14 protein-coding genes are annotated in these 15,671 nt (G+C 74.4%); 7 read left to right on the top strand and 7 right to left on the bottom strand.

Going from position 1 to position 15,671, the window contains the following annotated elements:
• Positions 1 to 35 precede the first annotated feature (35 nt).
• The gene (locus K2F47_RS23350; RefSeq protein ID WP_242907088.1) at positions 36 to 905 is read left to right on the top strand and encodes a terpene synthase family protein; all 870 of its coding nucleotides are present in this window, start codon (positions 36 to 38) and stop codon (positions 903 to 905) included.
• Positions 902 to 2,413: a prenyltransferase/squalene oxidase repeat-containing protein gene (locus K2F47_RS23355; RefSeq protein ID WP_242907090.1), complete on the top strand. Its 1,512-nt coding sequence runs from the start codon at positions 902 to 904 to the stop codon at positions 2,411 to 2,413. The genes K2F47_RS23350 and K2F47_RS23355 overlap by 4 nt, the downstream gene beginning before the upstream one ends.
• Here K2F47_RS23355 and K2F47_RS23360 read toward each other — a convergent pair.
• From K2F47_RS23360 to K2F47_RS23370, 3 genes are all read right to left on the bottom strand, one after another.
• Positions 2,397 to 3,650 carry a cytochrome P450 gene (locus K2F47_RS23360; protein WP_242907092.1) on the bottom strand — a complete coding sequence of 418 codons (1,254 nt, stop codon included), beginning with the start codon at positions 3,648 to 3,650 and terminating at the stop codon, positions 2,397 to 2,399. The genes K2F47_RS23355 and K2F47_RS23360 overlap by 17 nt on opposite strands.
• Positions 3,651 to 4,022: 372 nt before the next feature.
• Complete coding sequence (locus K2F47_RS23365) at positions 4,023 to 5,426, bottom strand: C40 family peptidase (RefSeq protein ID WP_242907093.1); 1,404 nt, start codon at positions 5,424 to 5,426, stop codon at positions 4,023 to 4,025.
• Between the two features lie 351 nt (positions 5,427 to 5,777).
• Positions 5,778 to 6,002, bottom strand: coding sequence for a hypothetical protein (locus tag K2F47_RS23370; protein ID WP_242907095.1), 225 nt, complete (start codon positions 6,000 to 6,002; stop codon positions 5,778 to 5,780).
• A 939-nt stretch (positions 6,003 to 6,941) separates the two neighbouring features.
• Between K2F47_RS23370 and K2F47_RS23375 the strand changes: the two genes are divergently transcribed.
• Positions 6,942 to 7,277: a hypothetical protein gene (locus tag K2F47_RS23375; protein WP_242907097.1), complete on the top strand. Its 336-nt coding sequence runs from the start codon at positions 6,942 to 6,944 to the stop codon at positions 7,275 to 7,277.
• Positions 7,278 to 7,280: 3 nt separating this feature from the next.
• Positions 7,281 to 8,102: an STAS domain-containing protein gene (locus tag K2F47_RS23380; protein WP_242907099.1), complete on the top strand. Its 822-nt coding sequence runs from the start codon at positions 7,281 to 7,283 to the stop codon at positions 8,100 to 8,102.
• Between the two features lie 336 nt (positions 8,103 to 8,438).
• Here the strand turns inward: K2F47_RS23380 and K2F47_RS23385 are convergent, their stop codons facing one another.
• Positions 8,439 to 8,798 carry an STAS domain-containing protein gene (locus K2F47_RS23385; protein ID WP_242907101.1) on the bottom strand — a complete coding sequence of 120 codons (360 nt, stop codon included), beginning with the start codon at positions 8,796 to 8,798 and terminating at the stop codon, positions 8,439 to 8,441.
• Positions 8,799 to 8,977: 179 nt separating this feature from the next.
• Here K2F47_RS23385 and K2F47_RS23390 point away from each other — a divergent pair, with 179 nt between their 5' ends.
• Positions 8,978 to 9,946, top strand: coding sequence for a nitrilase-related carbon-nitrogen hydrolase (locus K2F47_RS23390; RefSeq protein WP_242907103.1), 969 nt, complete (start codon positions 8,978 to 8,980; stop codon positions 9,944 to 9,946).
• Positions 9,947 to 9,956: 10 nt separating this feature from the next.
• On the opposite strand, the gene K2F47_RS40845 is transcribed toward K2F47_RS23390, so the two are convergent.
• The gene (locus K2F47_RS40845) at positions 9,957 to 12,869 is read right to left on the bottom strand and encodes an ATP-binding protein (RefSeq protein WP_308198444.1); all 2,913 of its coding nucleotides are present in this window, start codon (positions 12,867 to 12,869) and stop codon (positions 9,957 to 9,959) included.
• Positions 12,870 to 12,957: 88 nt separating this feature from the next.
• On the opposite strand from K2F47_RS40845, the gene ligD reads away from it, so the two are divergent.
• A complete protein-coding gene (ligD, locus tag K2F47_RS23405; RefSeq protein WP_242907105.1) occupies positions 12,958 to 13,926 on the top strand; it encodes a non-homologous end-joining DNA ligase in 969 nt (322 codons plus the stop codon).
• Between the two features lie 51 nt (positions 13,927 to 13,977).
• Here the strand turns inward: ligD and K2F47_RS23410 are convergent, their stop codons facing one another.
• Positions 13,978 to 14,886 (bottom strand): TauD/TfdA dioxygenase family protein, encoded by a 909-nt coding sequence (locus K2F47_RS23410; RefSeq protein ID WP_242907107.1) that lies wholly within the window; start codon positions 14,884 to 14,886, stop codon positions 13,978 to 13,980.
• Between the two features lie 57 nt (positions 14,887 to 14,943).
• A complete protein-coding gene (locus K2F47_RS41760) occupies positions 14,944 to 15,021 on the bottom strand; it encodes a putative leader peptide (protein WP_372490902.1) in 78 nt (25 codons plus the stop codon).
• A 151-nt stretch (positions 15,022 to 15,172) separates the two neighbouring features.
• Here K2F47_RS41760 and K2F47_RS23415 point away from each other — a divergent pair, with 151 nt between their 5' ends.
• Positions 15,173 to 15,655, top strand: coding sequence for a VOC family protein (locus K2F47_RS23415; protein ID WP_242907109.1), 483 nt, complete (start codon positions 15,173 to 15,175; stop codon positions 15,653 to 15,655).
• The last annotated feature ends 16 nt before the right edge of the window (positions 15,656 to 15,671 follow it).

Genomic DNA, 15,671 nt, shown 5'->3' on the forward strand with positions numbered 1-15,671 from the left:
GTATCGATGGCATAGATAGGGGAGCAGCGAACTCAATGAACATCTCAGCGGACGCGTGCCCGGGTCTGGACGTTCTCGCCTCGGCGGACGCGGCCGTCGCCGCCGCCCGGATCACCGCCCGCGCCGCCGCGTGGGCGCGGCGGCTCGGGCCGCCCCTCGACCCGGGGCTCGCGCCGCTGTGCGGGCTGCTCGCCGCGTTCGTCGCGCCCTGGACGTCGCGGCCCGGCGCCGACCTCGTCGCCCGCACCGGCCTGTGGATCTTCGCGCTGGACGCCTGGACCGACGGCCCCGCCGCCCGCCGCGACCCTGCCGCCCTGCGCGGCGGCGTGGCCGAGCTGCGCGCCGTCGCGGCCGGGGCCGCGGGGTCCGGCCCGCTGGGGACGGGGCTCGCGGAGATCCGGGACGGGATCGCCGCCGCACCGGACGTGCCGGGCCCGTGGCGCCGGTCCGTGGACGCGGCGCTGGTCGGGGCGCTGTTCGAGTACGAGGCGGCGCGGCGGGTGGCCGCCGGGGGCCCGCCGCCGTCGCTGGGCGAGTACCTGCGGCACGGCGCCGCGAGCGTCGCGCTGGCCCCGCTCGTCTTCGCGATGTGGTCGGGCATGGCCTGCCCGGCACCGGTGCTGCGCGCGCTGGCGCGGCCGTTGCGGGACGCGTGCCTGGCCGTCCGGCTGGCCAACGACCTGAGCGGGCACCGCCGCGAGCGTGGCGAGGGCGTGCTGAACGCGCTCGTCCTGGGGATGACCCCGGACGAGGCGCGGGCGCGCTCAGGCGAGTACGTCGCGCGGTGCCGCCGGGCGCTGCGTCCGCACATCGGGCCGCTCCCCGGGCCCGCACTCGCCCTGGAACGCCAGCTGCTGTGGGCCGTGCGCCACTACGAGCGTGTCGACGCCGGGCACGCGGCATGAACGTACGAACATTTCGGGCGTCCCTGCATGCCCGCGCGGAGGTATTGCTCGACGGCCTGGGCGACGGCGGGACGTTCAGCCCCTGCCCGTACACCACGGCATGGCTGTCGCGCCTGCGCGACCGCGACCGGGTGCTGTTCCCGCGCGCGCGCCGCTGGCTCGTCGACCGGCAGCGCGCGGACGGCTCCTGGGGCGGCGAGATCGGCCTTCCCCACGACCGGACCGTCTGCACCCTCGCCGCCGTCATGGCCCTGACCGACCCGGGGCCGCCGCTGCCCGGACGCGCGGAGGCGGTCCGCGCCGGGCTGGCCCACCTGCGCGCGCACTCCACCGCGTGGCGGGCCGCGGACGTCGGCGAGACGATCGGGTTCGAGCTGGCCGTCCCGTTCCTGCTCGGCCAGGCGTCCGCGCGGGGCCTGGCCCTGCCCTACGGCGACTGGGACGAGCTGGCCAAGACCCGCCAGGCGAAACTCGACCTCATCCCGAGGGAGCGGCTCCTCCGCGAGCCCACGTCGCTGATGTACTCCCTCGAAGCCGTCGATCCCGACCCCGCGCTGCGCGCGCTCACGCGTTTCGTGAGCCCGGACGGTTCGCTCGCCAACTCCCCCTCGGCGACGGCCGCGCTCTGGGCGGCCGGTCCGGACCCCCGGATGGCGGCGTATCTGGAGGGCGTGGGCGCGGCGGACGGCGGCGTCCCGTCCCTCCACCCGACCGAGGCGTTCGAGCTGGCCTGGGTACTGCACCACCTCCAGCGCGGCGGGCTCCTGGATACCCGCGCGCCGTCGGCCGCCCGCCGCGTCGCGCGCCTGCGGGCCCTGCTCGGACCGCGCGGCCACCTCGGGCTCAGCGGCGGCTTCCCGCTGCCCGACCCCGACGACACCGCCATGGCGATCATCGTGCTCCACGCGGCGGGCCACGCGGTCGCGCACCTGCTGGACGCCCTGCTCGACTTCGAGGGCGAGCACTGCTTCTTCACCTATCCCGGCGAACGGGACGGATCGGTCACCCCCAACGCCCGCGTGCTGGAGGCGCTCGCGCTCCGTCCCGCCGCCTACGCGCGTCCGATGGCGAAGATCGTCGAGTTCCTCCTGGACACCCGGCGCGAGGACGCCTGGTGGTACGACAAATGGCACGCGTCCCCGTACTACGCGACCGCGCAGGTGACGTTCGCGCTGACACGAGCGTCCGCCCTGCCGCTGGACGGCACGCTGGCCTGGCTCCTCAGCACCCAGCGGCCGGACGGGTCGTGGGGCTGGTACGGGACGGGCACGCCGGAGGAGACGGGCTGCGCCGTCCTCAACCTGGACGCGCTGGCCCGCCACGGCATGCGCGTCCCCAGGTCGACCTGGGTCGGCGCCCACCGCTACCTGCGCGAGCACCTCGACGGCCCCTTCCCGGAACTCTGGGTGGGACGCAGCCTCTACACGCCACGGGACGTCTCGTCCTCGACGGTGCTGGCCGGGGCGGCGCTCGCCGCCGCCCGCACCGCGCCTACCGCCGCGCCGTAGCCGTCCGGCGCGACACCAGCATCGGCAGGCGGTCCGGACGCAACGCGCCCGCGACCCGCTCCCGCACCTCGACCCCGGGCACGGGCGCCACCGTCCACCGCGCGGACACGGTCGCGACGATCACGCTCAGCTGAATGTAGGAGAAATGATCCCCAATGCACTTTCGGGGCCCCGCGCCGAACGGCACGAAATGCTCCCGCGGCGGCGGCGACAGCCACCGGTCGGGATCGAAACGGAGCGGCTCCGGATAAAGAACCGGATCCCGATGAAGCGTCGTAGGGCTGTACAACAACTCCGCCCCCGCCGGGATGCGGTACCCGTCGAGATCGACGTCCACGCGTGCGCGCCGCGACATCATCCACGCGACGCTGTGCAGCCGGAGCGTCTCGTCGATGAGCCGCCGCGTGTAGCGCAGCCGCGGGAGGTCGTCGAACCCGACGGGACGCCCGTCCAGGACGGTGTCCAGCTCGCCCTGCAACCGGACCTGCATCTCCGGGTTCCGCCCCAGCTCGTGGTACAGCCACGACAGCGTGGTCGGCACGGTCTCGGACCCGCCCGCGAGGATCGTCACGATCTCGTCCCTGAGCTGCACGGGCGACAGGGCGGCGCCGGTGCCCTCCTCCCGCGCGTCCATCAGCAGCGACAGCAGGTCGTCGCGCTCTCCGGGATCGCGGCGCCGCTCCTCGACCATCCCGTCGACGATCTCCCGCAGCCGCGCGGCGACCCGTTCGAACCGCCGGTTGCCGGGCAGCGGCAGCCGCGTGGCGAAACGCGGCAGCACGGCCCGCAGCGGGATCTCCTTGAGGAACACCGTGACGCAGTGGTCGACCTCGGCGACGGTGGCCTCGTCCAGATCGGCGCGGAGCAGCGCGCGCAGCGCCCCGGCCGCGCTCGCCCGGTGCAGCGCCACGTCCAGGTCGACGCGCCGCCCGTCCCGCCACGACCCGGCGAGCGCCTCCGCCTGCTCCCGCAGCACGCCGGTGTAACCGAGCAGCCGCGCCCGATGGAAGGACGGCATCATCAGCCGCCGCCTGCGCAGATGCGCGTCCCCGTCCGAGGTGGCCAGCCCGCCGCCGAGGACCGGCCGCGCCCGATCGTAGGCCCGCCCCCGGACGAAGGACCCGGCATCGGTCACCAGCATCCGCCGCAGCAGGTCCGGCGCGTTCACCACGTAGACCGGCACCGTCCCGACCCGCACCACCACGACGGGACCCACCTCCCGCAGACCCTGCAACAACCCCACAGGATCGCGAACCAACCCACGCGCGACGGCCAAGGCCCCAGGCCCCCGCGGAACGCCGAGCCCGTGACGATCGACCAGGAGCGGCATACAACCTCCGTCATGAAACGAGGCGGGGCGTCTCCCCGCCGGACAACTCTCCCGCCCGCCCCCACCCGCCTTTCACCAAAACCCCAAACCAATACCCGCCAAGGAAGGAAGTTGACCAAGTAAAAGGGACCTTTGCCCCATGCCCAGTTCCAGACTTCCCGTCCAAGCCACCCAAAAAGCGAAATTTCCCACCATCCCGCAAACCGCCGCCCAACACCCCCGCACATGACGGACCGGCCGGGCGCGCCCCCGTCGCGCGCCCGGCCGGTCCGCGTCCTGTCAGCTCCGGGACGCCTTGTGCGCGAGGGGCCTCTCACCCTTCGCGAGGGCGGCGGGCCGGGGCTGTACGGCGGCCAGGTTCGCGGGCCGTCCGTGCCCCTCGTGCGTGCCGACCGGCGCCTTCACCCCGTGCACGGGCGAGGACACACCCCGAGGCGGTACGGGCCGGCGCTCACGCCTGACCTGCCTCCCGCCCACGGCGCCGTCCAGGGCCGCCATCTCCTGTTCGATGGCCTGCTCGTTCGCGTGGTTCGCCTCGTCCGCAGCCGCGGCCGCCGCCTCCGCGATAGCCTCCGGATCGTCCGAGTGCGCCGCGCCCTCCGCCTGCTCCCCGCCATTCACGGGAGCCGGGTCCTCTGAGTGCGTGGCTTCCTCCGCCTGCGCCGAGCCGTTTCCAGGCGCCGCGCCGCCCGCGTGCGCAGAGCCTTCCGCCTGCACCGGCTCCTCCGCGGACGCCGCACCGCTCGCGTGCGCAGCCCCCTCCGCCTGCGTCGGGTCCTGTGCGGACGCCGCGCTGTTCGCGTGCGCAGCCCCCTCCGCCTGCGCAGGGGCCTCCGTGGGCGCGGCGCCGTTCGCGTGCGTGGGCCCTTCCGCCTGCGCCGGGCCATTTGCAGGCGCCGTCTCGTTCGCGGGCGCCGCGTTCTCCTCGGGCTTCCCGTCATTCGTGGGTGCCGAGTCGTCCGCGTTCGCGGCGTCCTCCGCTTGCGCCGCATTGTTTGCGGGCGGGGCCGTGTTCGTGAACGGTGTGTGGTGGATGGACGGTGCGTCGTAGTCGGGTGGCGTGGGCCATTGGTGCGGCGTGGAGGCCGCTTCGTTGGCGGGCGGCGCGGGTGTGGTGGGCGTGGTTCGCAGAATCAGGCCCGGTGTCAGACCGAGCGGCGCCTCCACCGTCGGCTCCGGTGCCTTCTTGGGTTTTTCCTGGACGCTCATCCGGTCGATTTTCTCGACGAGTTCGCGGATAGAGGGCGACCATTTCTTGTACGCGGGCGCGCCCGGACGGACGGCCCCCGCGAACTGCCGTCTGCGGGCGGCGCCGAGTTTGTCGATCCGGACCCGGGAGCGGCTGTTCGGCGCGTGCAGGAACCTGCCGTGGCCGATGTAGATGCCGACGTGGCTCCGGCCGTGGAAGAAGATCAGGTCGCCGGGACGCAGGTTCTTGAGCGCGACCTTGCGCCGGACGCCGGAGTACTGCGAGTAGGTCACACGCGGGATCCTGACGCCCGCTCTGCGCCAGGCGGCCATCGCGAGGCCCGAGCAGTCGTAGCGCGCGGGTCCGGCGGCACCCCAGCTGTAGGGCTTGCCAAGTTGTTTGCGGGCGAAGGAAAGCGCCTTTCTCGCCTTCGTCTTCTGCGCGGCCTCACGGGTGCGGTACCGGTCGTAGGCCTTGACCTTGCCCAGCGTCACCGCGTCCAGGTTGAGCCTTTTCAAGACAACCGGGTTGAGCGCCGCCAGCGCCTGCGTGCCCGCCGGGAGGCTGAGGGCGAGTCCGACGGCGGTCACGGTGGCCGCGCGCCGGAGCGTCCTGCGTTTTCGTTCGCTCGTTCCGCCGTGGCGGGGCCGGCCGGGGAAAGCCCGGGGCCGGTCGTTCTCCCGGTCGAACTGGCGTGCTTCGCACATTCGCGCGCTCCGTTTTCGTGATGTTGGATGATCTCCTGCCGACAGTTCGGGTACCCGTTGGTCGCGAGCGAATGGGGAGAGTGCGGGGATTTTACATGATCATGGGGCGGAATTGGATCCGGCGTTTCGTGTCTTTGATCATGTGGTCAGATGGCCCGGAGAGCGGAGCGGAACGGGCAGCCGCGCGAGGCGGTTCCGCGCGGCCCACGCGTGCGCGCGGGTCTCCAGACGGCGCCCGGACTCGGGCGGCAAGGCGCCCGCCTTGGTGGTCGGCGGGCGGGCGAGTGCGCGGCGTTCTCCGGGGGTTCGGGCGGGTTCGCCCTCGTAGTCCAGTAGCGTCCAGCCGCATTCGGTGCGCAGCACCTGGCCCAGGTGGTAATCGCGCTGGACGGGCAGCGGCGCCGCCCGCGTCGGGCGGCAGCGTCGTCACGCCGAACGCTCCGGCGAGGGCCTGGCGCACCTCGGCGGTGGCGGCGCCGAGCCGCTCGGCCTCGCCCGGCGGCATGGTGTGGGCGTACCAGTTGCGGACGCTGGCGATCGCGAAGCTCCAGCCGTCCGCGCCGGTGCGCAGGTAGGTTGAGAGCTCGACTGTGATCGGCAGGCTCGTCAGGTCGGTGCGGAGCCCGGCGCCGCCGGCGCACCGGAAGCGCAGCGGGCCGACGGACGACTCGGCCGTGAGAGCGGTGCGCCTTCTCCTCGGGCGAGCCGCCGATCGCGGCGTGCCCGAGCCGGTCGGGGAGGTCGCGGCGGGTGCCGAGGAGGAGTGGGTAGTGGCCGATGGGGATGTGCTTGCTGCCGGGGCAGCCATTCGGCGATGTCCCTTTTGAGGACGTCCTCGGGCGGCAGCACGGTCAGGCGAGCCTCTCGGTTTCCGCGTCCTCCGGTGGAGTGAGCTGAAACCAGGAGGAGTAGCCCTCGGCGCTCTTCTGGACGTGCATGAGCCACCCCGGAGTGCTGGAGACATCTAGATCAGCGATTCCCCGGCGGCCGCGTCCGGGACGTGCGCGACAGGCAATCCTCAAAAGTCTCAGTACGCATCGTGGCTGGCGGATGCTCTCCTTCCAGAAGCGGGCTCGCGCCCGTCCGGGAGGAAAGGCGAGGCGCCGGGTAGATCGTCCGGGACCGTGCCGCTTGCCGCCCGGCGGTTGTGTCATGTCCGTGTTTTTAGATTCGTCGCTTTTTTCGCCGTGGTGCCCGGGTAGATCGCCTCCGTGCTCAAGGCCCGCCGCCCAAGGCGCGCCGGCGGGCGGCCAATGACCACCGGACCGATGGGGTTTCGCGTCCGAGGCGATCGGAGGGGCAGTGGAGCGCTCGGAGAAGTCGTCATCGGTCGTGCCGGCGCGCGAGGACCTCGTGGCGCGGCTGCGCGTTCGTTTCGCCGACGTCCCGGCCGAGCATGTGCGCCGCTGCGTGGACGACCTGTGGTGCTGCTGCGCGCATCTCGGGGTGCGGCCCGAGGAGCAGGCGATCGAGAGCCTCGCGGAGTCCCGGCTGACGGGCGTGGTGCGCGGCGCCCGCCCGCCTTATCCCGATCACCCGCCTTGTCCGGACGGCCGCCGGTCGCCCCTGCCGTCCGGCGGCGGGACCGCTCCGCCCACCCTGGCCCGCGGGGCCGCGCGTTCTCCGATCGGGATGTGACACATGCGAGACACCACCGTGCCGGGCCTGGAGATCGGGACCCGGCGAGGTTTTACCGTGCTGCGCCTCCCCGCGCAGGTGAGCTGGCAGAACTACGCGGGGATCAGGGAGGGCGTGTGCCGGGCGCTGGCCGCGGCGGCGCGGGCGGCGGGCGCGGGACGGCGTAGCGAGGGCGTCGTCGTCGACTTCGGTGAGTCGGTGCTGCTGGACGCGTCGGGCCTCGTGCTGCTGGCCCGCACCGAGACCCGCGCGCAGTTGCTCGGCTGCCCGCTGCGCGCCGTCGTGCCCGCGGTCGACGGGCCGGTGCGGCGGGCGTTGCGGCTCACCGGCCTCGACCGGATCGTCCCGGTATATCCCGACGTGGCGGCGGCGACGGCCGCGCCGTCCCCCGAGGGCGCCCCGGCTGCCGTGGACACCGCGCATGTGCTCGACGCGATCCGGACGATGCATCCCTGTGACGGCGGCCTGCCGCTCGCGTCGCCGCCCGCGTCCGAGCTGGCGATCACCACGACCGGTGCGGGCGACGGCGACCACACGGTGGTGCACCTGTCGGGCGTCCTGGACCAGAGCACGGTGCGGCGGCTCGGCGAGGCGCTGACCACGCTGGTCGAGGGCAACCTGCGGCACCTCATGGTGCGCATGCACGCCCGGCTCGGGCTGCGCTGCGACCCGCTGCCGGTGCTGCTCGGCATCCGCTGGCGCGTCGCCGCCGAGGGCGGCTGCCTGTCGCTGCCCGCGCCGCCGGCCCGGCTCCGGGAGATCATCGACCGCGAGGGGCTCGGCCCGGCCTTCACCGCGTGCCGGGGCGGGACGACGCCCGCCTGACGGCCCATCCCCGATCTACCTGGGCGTCCATGTCCCGCCCGCACGTCCCGGGCGTCTCGCGGAGGACGGGATCACACCAACGGACTCCCGCGCGGGTGTAGCTGCCTCTACCCGGTAGATGGGGGGCCGCCGGGTCTCGGACCGGCAGGGCCGGAGCGAGCCTTGACGGCATGAAATCCTTCTCCGCCGGCTCGGCCGTGCCGCTCGCCGCCCCAGCCCGCCGCCGCGTCCGGCGGCCGTCCGGCCCGCGCGTCTAGGACACCCTGATCCACCTGCACTCGATCAGGGCCGCCTCCCTCCTCACCTGACCGGTCACGCGCGGGACCGGCGGGCGGGTCAGCGCTGCGGGACGGCGAGCGCCTCCATCGCGGTCGCGACGTCCGGGGCGATCGCGACGCGGCGTTGCAGGCCCGCCACGTCCGACACCCGGCGGACGATCCCCCGCTGCGGCAGCACGACCCACATCGGGACGCCCAGCTCGCTCGCCCGCGTCTGCGACCGGAGGACCACGTTCAGCCCGTTGGAGTCGCAGAACGCGCACCCGGTCAGGTCGAGGACGAGCCCGGGCGCCCCGGCGTCGAGCACACCGAGGGCCTGGGCGAGGATCGCCTCGCCGTTGCTCAGATCGACCTCGGCGGGGAACTCCAGCACACCGCAGGTCTCCGTGCTCTCCACTCGCGCTACACCGAGGTCCATCGCCAGCCCCAAAATTCGAGTCCTCACTGGACGGCAGCCGGGGGTACTCCACTGCGACTGTAAGCCCCCAAGTTGGACGAAACCTGAAAGAGATGGTCAAGTCTCGGGACTCCCTCCACCATCATGGCCTCTCCCGCGTTTACTACGATTGATCCGGATTTGCCGTCTTGGGAGACCGCATGCGCGAACCGCTCACCGTCGCCGTGGCGCAGCCCGTCTGCGTGCCCTACGACGTGGGGGTCAACGCGCGCGCCCACGCGGCGGCGGTCCGCGCCGCGCGGGCGCGGGTCGTGGTCTTCCCCGAGCTGTCGCTGACCGGCTACGAGCTGGACGCCCCCGCCCTCTCCCCGGACGACCCGCGCCTCGCGCCCCTCCTTGACGCCTGCCGGGAGACCGGCACCCTCGCCCTGGCGGGGGCCCCGGTGCCCGGCGACCCGTCCGGTGACGCGATCGGGATGCTCGCGGTCGGCGACGAGGTGACGATCGCCTACCGCAAGCTGAACCTGGGCGACGCCGAGGCGAACCGGTTCACGCCGGGCGCGCGGCCGGCCGTCCTGACCGTGGACGGATGGCGCCTCGGCCTCGCGATCTGCAAGGACCTCGGCGTCCCCGAGCACGCCGCCCGGACCGCCGCGCTCGGCATCGACGCCTACGTCGCGGGCGTCTGCGACCACGACCCGGTCGTCCTCGGCGAGCGCGCCCACCGCGTCGCGACGACCCGGGACGTGTGGGTGGCCGTCGCCAGCTTCGCCGGGAACACCGGCCCCTACGCCCCGGCGGCCGGGCACTCCGGCGTCCGCGCGGCGGGCGGCGCGGTGATCGCCCAGGCGGGCCCGGACACCGGCGAGACCGCCCGCGCGACGCTGCACGCCCCCGTCCTGATCGACGGGGGCGACAAGTCCTGCGTCCGGCTGCTCTTGGAGCTGCGCGGCCACATCGCGGGGCTCGGCCCGGGGACGGTCGTCCACCTGATCGCCACCGACCCGGCCGCGCCCATCGACCTGCCCGCCTGGTGCCACCTGACCGGCCACACCTACCTCGGGCCCGTCGCCTCCACGGACGCGCCCGGCGAGCGGCCCGCCTACGCGCTCCAGGTGGTCGCGGACGCCCGTCCGACCGACCCCGACTCGCCCTGGCGCCCCCGCTGAGGGAGCGGCCTCAGCCGTCGTCGAACAGGCGGAGCCGGTGCGCGGTCGCCGCCGCCTCGCCGCGCCCGGACACCCCGAGCTTGGCCAGGATGTTGGACACGTGCACGCTCGCGGTCTTGGCGGAGATGAACAGCGCCGCCGCGATCTCCCGGTTGCTGCGTCCCGCCGCGACCAGCCGCAGCACCTCCGCCTCGCGCGGGGTCAGCCCGAGCCGGGGCGGCTCCGGCTCGTCGCCGCCGAGCGTGATCCGCGCCCGGCGGGCCAGCCGCGCCGCCTTGTCGCGCAGCGGCGCCGCGCGCAGGTCGGCCGCGAGCCGGTCGGCCCGCCGCAGCCGGGCGCCCGCCGCGTCCCGATCGCCGCCCTCGATCGCCGCCTCAGCCGCCCGGACCAGCGCGAACGCGGTCGAGTGCGGCTGCTCCAGCGCGTCCCACGCGGCGGCGGCCGCCTCCCACGCGGCCCGGTCGAGCGTGCCCTCCGCCCGCGCCGCCTCGGCGGTGAACGTGAGCAGGTGCGCCTCCTGCACCGGGCCGAGGACGCTGAGCCCCGCCACCCGCGCCCGGATCGCCGCGAGCGGACCGGCGTCGCCGAGCGCGGCGGTGCCGCCGAGCGCCGCGCAGGCGGTCGCGGCGGTCACCAGCGCGGGCAGCGCGTAGCGGGGGCCGTCGGGCAGGCCCTCGTCGGTGAGCACCGGGTCGAGCGCCGCCAGCGCGTCCGCCGCCCGGCCGCGCCCGAGCGCGACCAGCGCCTCCAGCCGGCAGACGGGGAACAGGTCCTGCGCGCGGCGCGTGGCGCCGAGGGCGATCAGCTTGCGCGCGGCCGCCGCCTCCGCCGCCGCGGTGTCCAGGTCGCCGCGGGCCACCGCGACCCCGCCCGCGAGGAAGCACAGCCCGCCGCGGATCACGTTCGGCGGGTCCTGCGCGAGCGCCCGGCCGATCACGGCGAGCGCCTCGTCCCAGTGGCCGAGCGAGACCAGCGGCTCGGCCGTGTTGACCGCGAGGAACGCCCCCGTGGTGCGCGCCACCCCGTACCGCTCGGCCTGGACGATCCCGTCCGCGGCGACGGCGGCGGCCTCCCGGTGTCGGCCGAACATCTCCAGGACGTCCGCCCGGTTGACGAGCGAGCGCAGCAGCGGCTCGAACGCCCGGACCTCCCCGGCCAACTCGGCGACGCGGTCGATCCGGGCGAGGCACGCCGCCAGGTCGCCGTCGCTGATCACCCGGTCCCAGGCGAGCCGGAGCCCCAGCTCGATCTCGGCCTCCGCGTCGCCGACGGCCCGCGCGACCTCCATCGCCTCCTCGGCCGTCGCCCGCGACTCGTCCTGCGTGCCGTGCAGCCCGGCGGTCTCGTGGGCGAGCGTCGCGAGGACGCGCGCCCGGGTGCGGCTCGGCGGGTCCGCGGGCACGATCCGGGCGGCGGCGCGGAAGTCGTTCACGGCGTCGTCGCGGCCGAGCTTCATGCCCATCAGCCCGCGCCGCTCGTACAGGCGGGCGGCGCGCATCGGGTCGCCCGCCTCCAGCCCCGGCGCGGCCAGCGCGGCGGTCGCGAGGCGCATGCCCATCTCCGACTCCCCGGTGAGCCAGGCGAACGTCACGGCCTGCTCCATGACCTCGGCGTGCGGGACGCCGACGCGGTGCGCCGCGTCCGGGACCTGGTCCCACAGCTCCAGCACGCGCGAGGCCATCCGCAGCGACTCGGCGTGCGCGAGGGCCTTGCGCGTCTCGGCGACCGCCTCCCACGCGCTGGTCAGCGCCCGGACGACGTCGTGCGCCGCGTGCCAGTGGTAGGCCAGCGTCACCGCGCGCTGCCGGGCGGGCATCAGCCCGGGACGCTCCTCCAGGACCCGGGCGTAGCGGGCGTGCAGCCGGGTCCGCTCGCCGGGCAGCAGATCGTCGTGGACGGCCTCGCGGATCAGCGCGTGCCGGAACGCGTAGCCGTCCCCGTCCACCACGAGCGCGTTGGACGCGACGGCCGGGCGCAGCCCCCGCGTGAGGGCCTGCTCGTCCAGCCCGGCGACGGCGGCGAGCAGCTCGTGCTCGATCCGCGCGCCGCTCCCGGCCGCGACCCGCAGGATCTCCTGCGTCTCCTCCGGCAGCCGGTGGACGGCGCCGAGCAGCAGGTCGCGCAGCGACTCCGGCAGGTCGGAGTCGCCGCCGGAGCCGAGCAGCGCCTCCACGAACAGCGGGTTGCCCTCGCTGCGCGCGAACACCTTGTCCAGCGTGGCGGCCGCGGGCTCCGCGCCGAGGACGCCCCGGACCAGCTCGCGGACCTCCTCCCGGCCGAGCCGCGCGACCTCGACGCGCCGGACGCCGGGCACCCGGTCCAGCTCGGTCAGCAGCGGCCGCAGCGGATGCGACCGGTGCACCTCGTCGGTCCGGTAGGTGGCGACGATCAGCAGCGGGACGCCCGCGCCGAGGTTGCGGACGAGGAACACCAGCAGGTCGCGGGTCGAGCGGTCGGCCCAGTGGGCGTCCTCGACGGCCAGCACGACCGGGCCGTCCGCGGCGAGCCGCTCCAGCAGCGTGAGCACCAGCTCGAACAGCCGGGCCCTGGCCTCGGCGGTGAAGGAGTCCCCGTCGGACTCCCCGAAGTCGGGCAGCAGCCGCCCGAGGTCGGCGGTGGCCCCGGCGGGCAGCAGCGCGCCGACGCCGTCCACGCCGATGTCGCGGACGAGCTGGCGCATCGCCGCGGTGAACGGCGCGAACGGCAGCCCCTCGGTGCCGAGCTCCAGGCAGCCGCCGGCCAGGAACCGCGCGCCCTGCGCCCGCCACCGGTCGGCGAGCACGCCGAGCAGCCGCGTCTTGCCGACGCCCGCCTCGCCGCCGAGCAGGACCGCCGAGGGCGTCCCGCCGCGCGCCGCGCGGAAGGCCGCGTCGAGCTCGCCCGACTCGCGGACGCGCCCGACCAGCCTGGGCGGTACGTACACCCGCGTCTCCCTCGCCTCGTTCGGATCATGACGTTACAAGAGTGCCCGATACAGGAGTGCTGTCGGTGGCGCGTGCGAAGCTGGAGGGGTGAGCGCCGATGAAGAACGGGACGGGGTAGCGCTGACCAACCTCGACCAGCCGCTGTTCGCGGGGGCGGAGGCGACCAAGCGCGATCTCGTCGACTACCTGGACGCCGTCTCGGGACGGCTCGTCCCGCAGCTCGCGGGGCGGCCGCTGTCGGTCGTCCGCGTGCTGCGCGGCCAGAAGCCGTTCATGCAGAAGAACGTCCCCAAATATACGCCGCCGTTCGTACGGACGGTCACGATCTGGGCGGAGACGTCCCAGCGCGAGGTGTCCTACGCGCTGTGCGACGACCGCCGGACGCTGCTGTGGTTCGCGAACCAGCGCGCGGTCGAGTACCACCCGCCGCTCGCCCTCGCCGCCGACCCGGGCCGCCCCACGCACCTCGTCATGGACCTCGACCCGCCGTCCGGCGGCGCGTTCGCGTCCGTGGCCCGCGCCGCGCACCTGGTCCGCCGCGCCCTCGCCGCCATGGGCATGGACGGCGCGGTGAAGACCAGCGGTGCCAAGGGCGTGCACGTGTTCGTCCCGCTCGACGGCCGGACGCCGGTCGAGGACGTGGCCGCCGCGACCCGCGCCCTCGCCGCGCGCGCCGAACGCCTCGATCCCGACCTCGCCACGACCGCGTTCATCCGCGAGGACCGCGCGGGCAAGGTGTTCCTCGACTCCACCCGCGCCGGCGGCGCGACCGTCGCCGCCGCCTACAGCCCGCGGATCCGCCCCGGCGTACCGGTGTCGTTCCCGGTGCCGTGGGAGGAACTGGACGACGTGGACCCGCGCGCGTTCACCATCCGCGACGCGGCCCGCCTGCTCGCCGACCGCGACCCCTGGGCCGAGCTGATGCCGGGCCCGCAGGCGCTGCCCGCGGACCTCGTGGAGGAGGGGCACACGATCCCGATCGCCCGCGTCCAGGCCATGCACGAGGGCAAGCGCCGCGCCCGCGCCCGCCGCGCCGCCGAAGACGGCAAGCCGTAGCCCAAGGCGCCCGGGGACGTGAGGTGGCGGCACGCCCCCGGGCGGGTCCCGTCAGGCGGCGAGCGCCGGGGTGTAGTGCGCCGCCGAGTCGCCCTCGATGATGTAGCTGCGGTCGCCGGTCACGCCCGCCGGGGCGTTGCCCGCGACGGTGACGCGGTGCAGGACGCGCGGCTGGTCGCCGTAGTCGTCGGGGGCGTAGTGCTGGGTGATCCGGTTGTCGAAGAGCACGAGGTCGCCCGGCCGCCACCGGACGCGCACGATGTTCTCCGGCCGGGTCACATACGACTGGAAGATCCGCAGGATGTCGCGCGACTCCGTGCCCGAGAGGCCGATGAGCTTCTGCGCGAACCCGCCGATGAACAGGCCGCGCTCGCCGGTCTCGGGGTGCACCCGCACGACCGGGTGCGCGGTCCGGTAGCGGCGGGACGCGAACACCCTGCGGTACTCGGCGGCCTTCTCGGCGTTGACGCTCGGCACCGCGTAGTCGTAGTCGTTGGTGTGGACGGCCCACAGCCCGTCGGCGAACTCGCGGAGCGGGCGCGGCAGGTCGCGGTAGGCGGTGGCCGCGTTGGCGATCAGCGTCTCGCCCCCGTAGGCCGGGACGACGAGGGCGCGCAGCGTGCTCAGCTTCGGCGGCGTCCGGACGAAGCTGACGTCGGTGTGCCAGGTGTTGGAGCGGATGCCCTCCTCGCCCTTGACGGGCAGGATGTCGGGCCGCCCGTCCACGGACGGGACCGTGGGATGCGCCCTGGTCAGCTTCCCGAACCGGGCGGCGAACGCGAGCTGGCCGTCGTCGTCGAGCCCGGCGTCGCGGAACACCAGCGCCTTGTGCCGCCGCAGTGCGACGATGATCTCTTCGGTGGGGAGGGCGAGCGGGTCGACGCCGGTGAACTCGGCGCCGATGCGGCCGCCGATCCGGCGCGCGGTCCGGTGGACGGGCTCGCTGATGGTCTGGGACATGGTTCGTTCCTCTCGGCTGGTCTGTCGGCGGGCCTGGCGGCGGGCGGTCGGGGACGGTCAGGCCGGACAGCCGGCGGAGGTCACGCGGAGGAGGTCCACATGCCGCCTGCGAACGAGGACGAGCCGGGAACGCATGCCGGTATCAGAACACGCGGCGCGACCGAAAAGCAACTATTCCTACCGATTTAGTGTAGAAAATCGCCGCGCACCGGGTCCGCGTGCGGCGATGAGTTCCGGGCACGGGACCGGTCAATACCGGTGAAAGCAACAACGACCGGAGGTACCGATGACCGGCAAGGGACTGATCACCTGCCTGTGGTTCGACGGCCAGGCCGAGGAGGCCGCGCACCACTATGTCTCGATCTTCAAGGACGCCGCGCTCGGGCGGATCGTCCGCACCGGACCGGCCGGTCCCGGACCCGCCGGGAAGGTGCTGACCGTCGAGTTCGAGCTGAACGGGCAGCGGTTCGTCGGGCTGAACGGCGGCCCGCAGTTCACCTTCGACGAGGCCGTCTCGTTCCAGATCCACTGCGCCGACCAGGAGGAGGTCGACTACTACTGGCAGCGCCTCACTGAGGGCGGCGGCGCCGAGTCCGAGTGCGGCTGGCTCAAGGACAAGTACGGCGTGTCGTGGCAGGTCATCCCGGACGGGCTGATCGACATGATCGGCGACGCCGACGAGGAGCGCTCCGCGCGCGCCATGAGCGCGATGCTGTCGATGCAGAAGATCGACATCGCCGCGATCAGGAAGGCGTTCGACGGCGCGTAGCCCCCGGGGCAGGGCG

Origin of the sequence: Actinomadura terrae (assembly GCF_022751215.1) — a bacterium.
GTDB classification, from domain to species: domain Bacteria; phylum Actinomycetota; class Actinomycetes; order Streptosporangiales; family Streptosporangiaceae; genus Spirillospora; species Spirillospora terrae.

Bases quoted from the DNA above. Each gene is read 5' to 3' on its own strand.
- K2F47_RS23385 (WP_242907101.1), bottom strand. From the start codon at position 8,798: ATGGACCTCGGTGTAGCGCGAGTGGAGAGCACGGAGACCTGCGGTGTG.
- K2F47_RS23410 (WP_242907107.1), bottom strand. From the start codon at position 14,886: ATGTCCCAGACCATCAGCGAGCCCGTCCACCGGACCGCGCGCCGGATC.
- K2F47_RS23415 (WP_242907109.1), top strand. From the start codon at position 15,173: ATGACCGGCAAGGGACTGATCACCTGCCTGTGGTTCGACGGCCAGGCC.
- K2F47_RS23390 (WP_242907103.1), top strand. From the start codon at position 8,978: ATGCGCGAACCGCTCACCGTCGCCGTGGCGCAGCCCGTCTGCGTGCCC.
- K2F47_RS41760 (WP_372490902.1), bottom strand. From the start codon at position 15,021: ATGCGTTCCCGGCTCGTCCTCGTTCGCAGGCGGCATGTGGACCTCCTC.
- K2F47_RS23380 (WP_242907099.1), top strand. From the start codon at position 7,281: ATGCGAGACACCACCGTGCCGGGCCTGGAGATCGGGACCCGGCGAGGT.
- K2F47_RS23355 (WP_242907090.1), top strand. From the start codon at position 902: ATGAACGTACGAACATTTCGGGCGTCCCTGCATGCCCGCGCGGAGGTA.
- K2F47_RS23350 (WP_242907088.1), top strand. From the start codon at position 36: ATGAACATCTCAGCGGACGCGTGCCCGGGTCTGGACGTTCTCGCCTCG.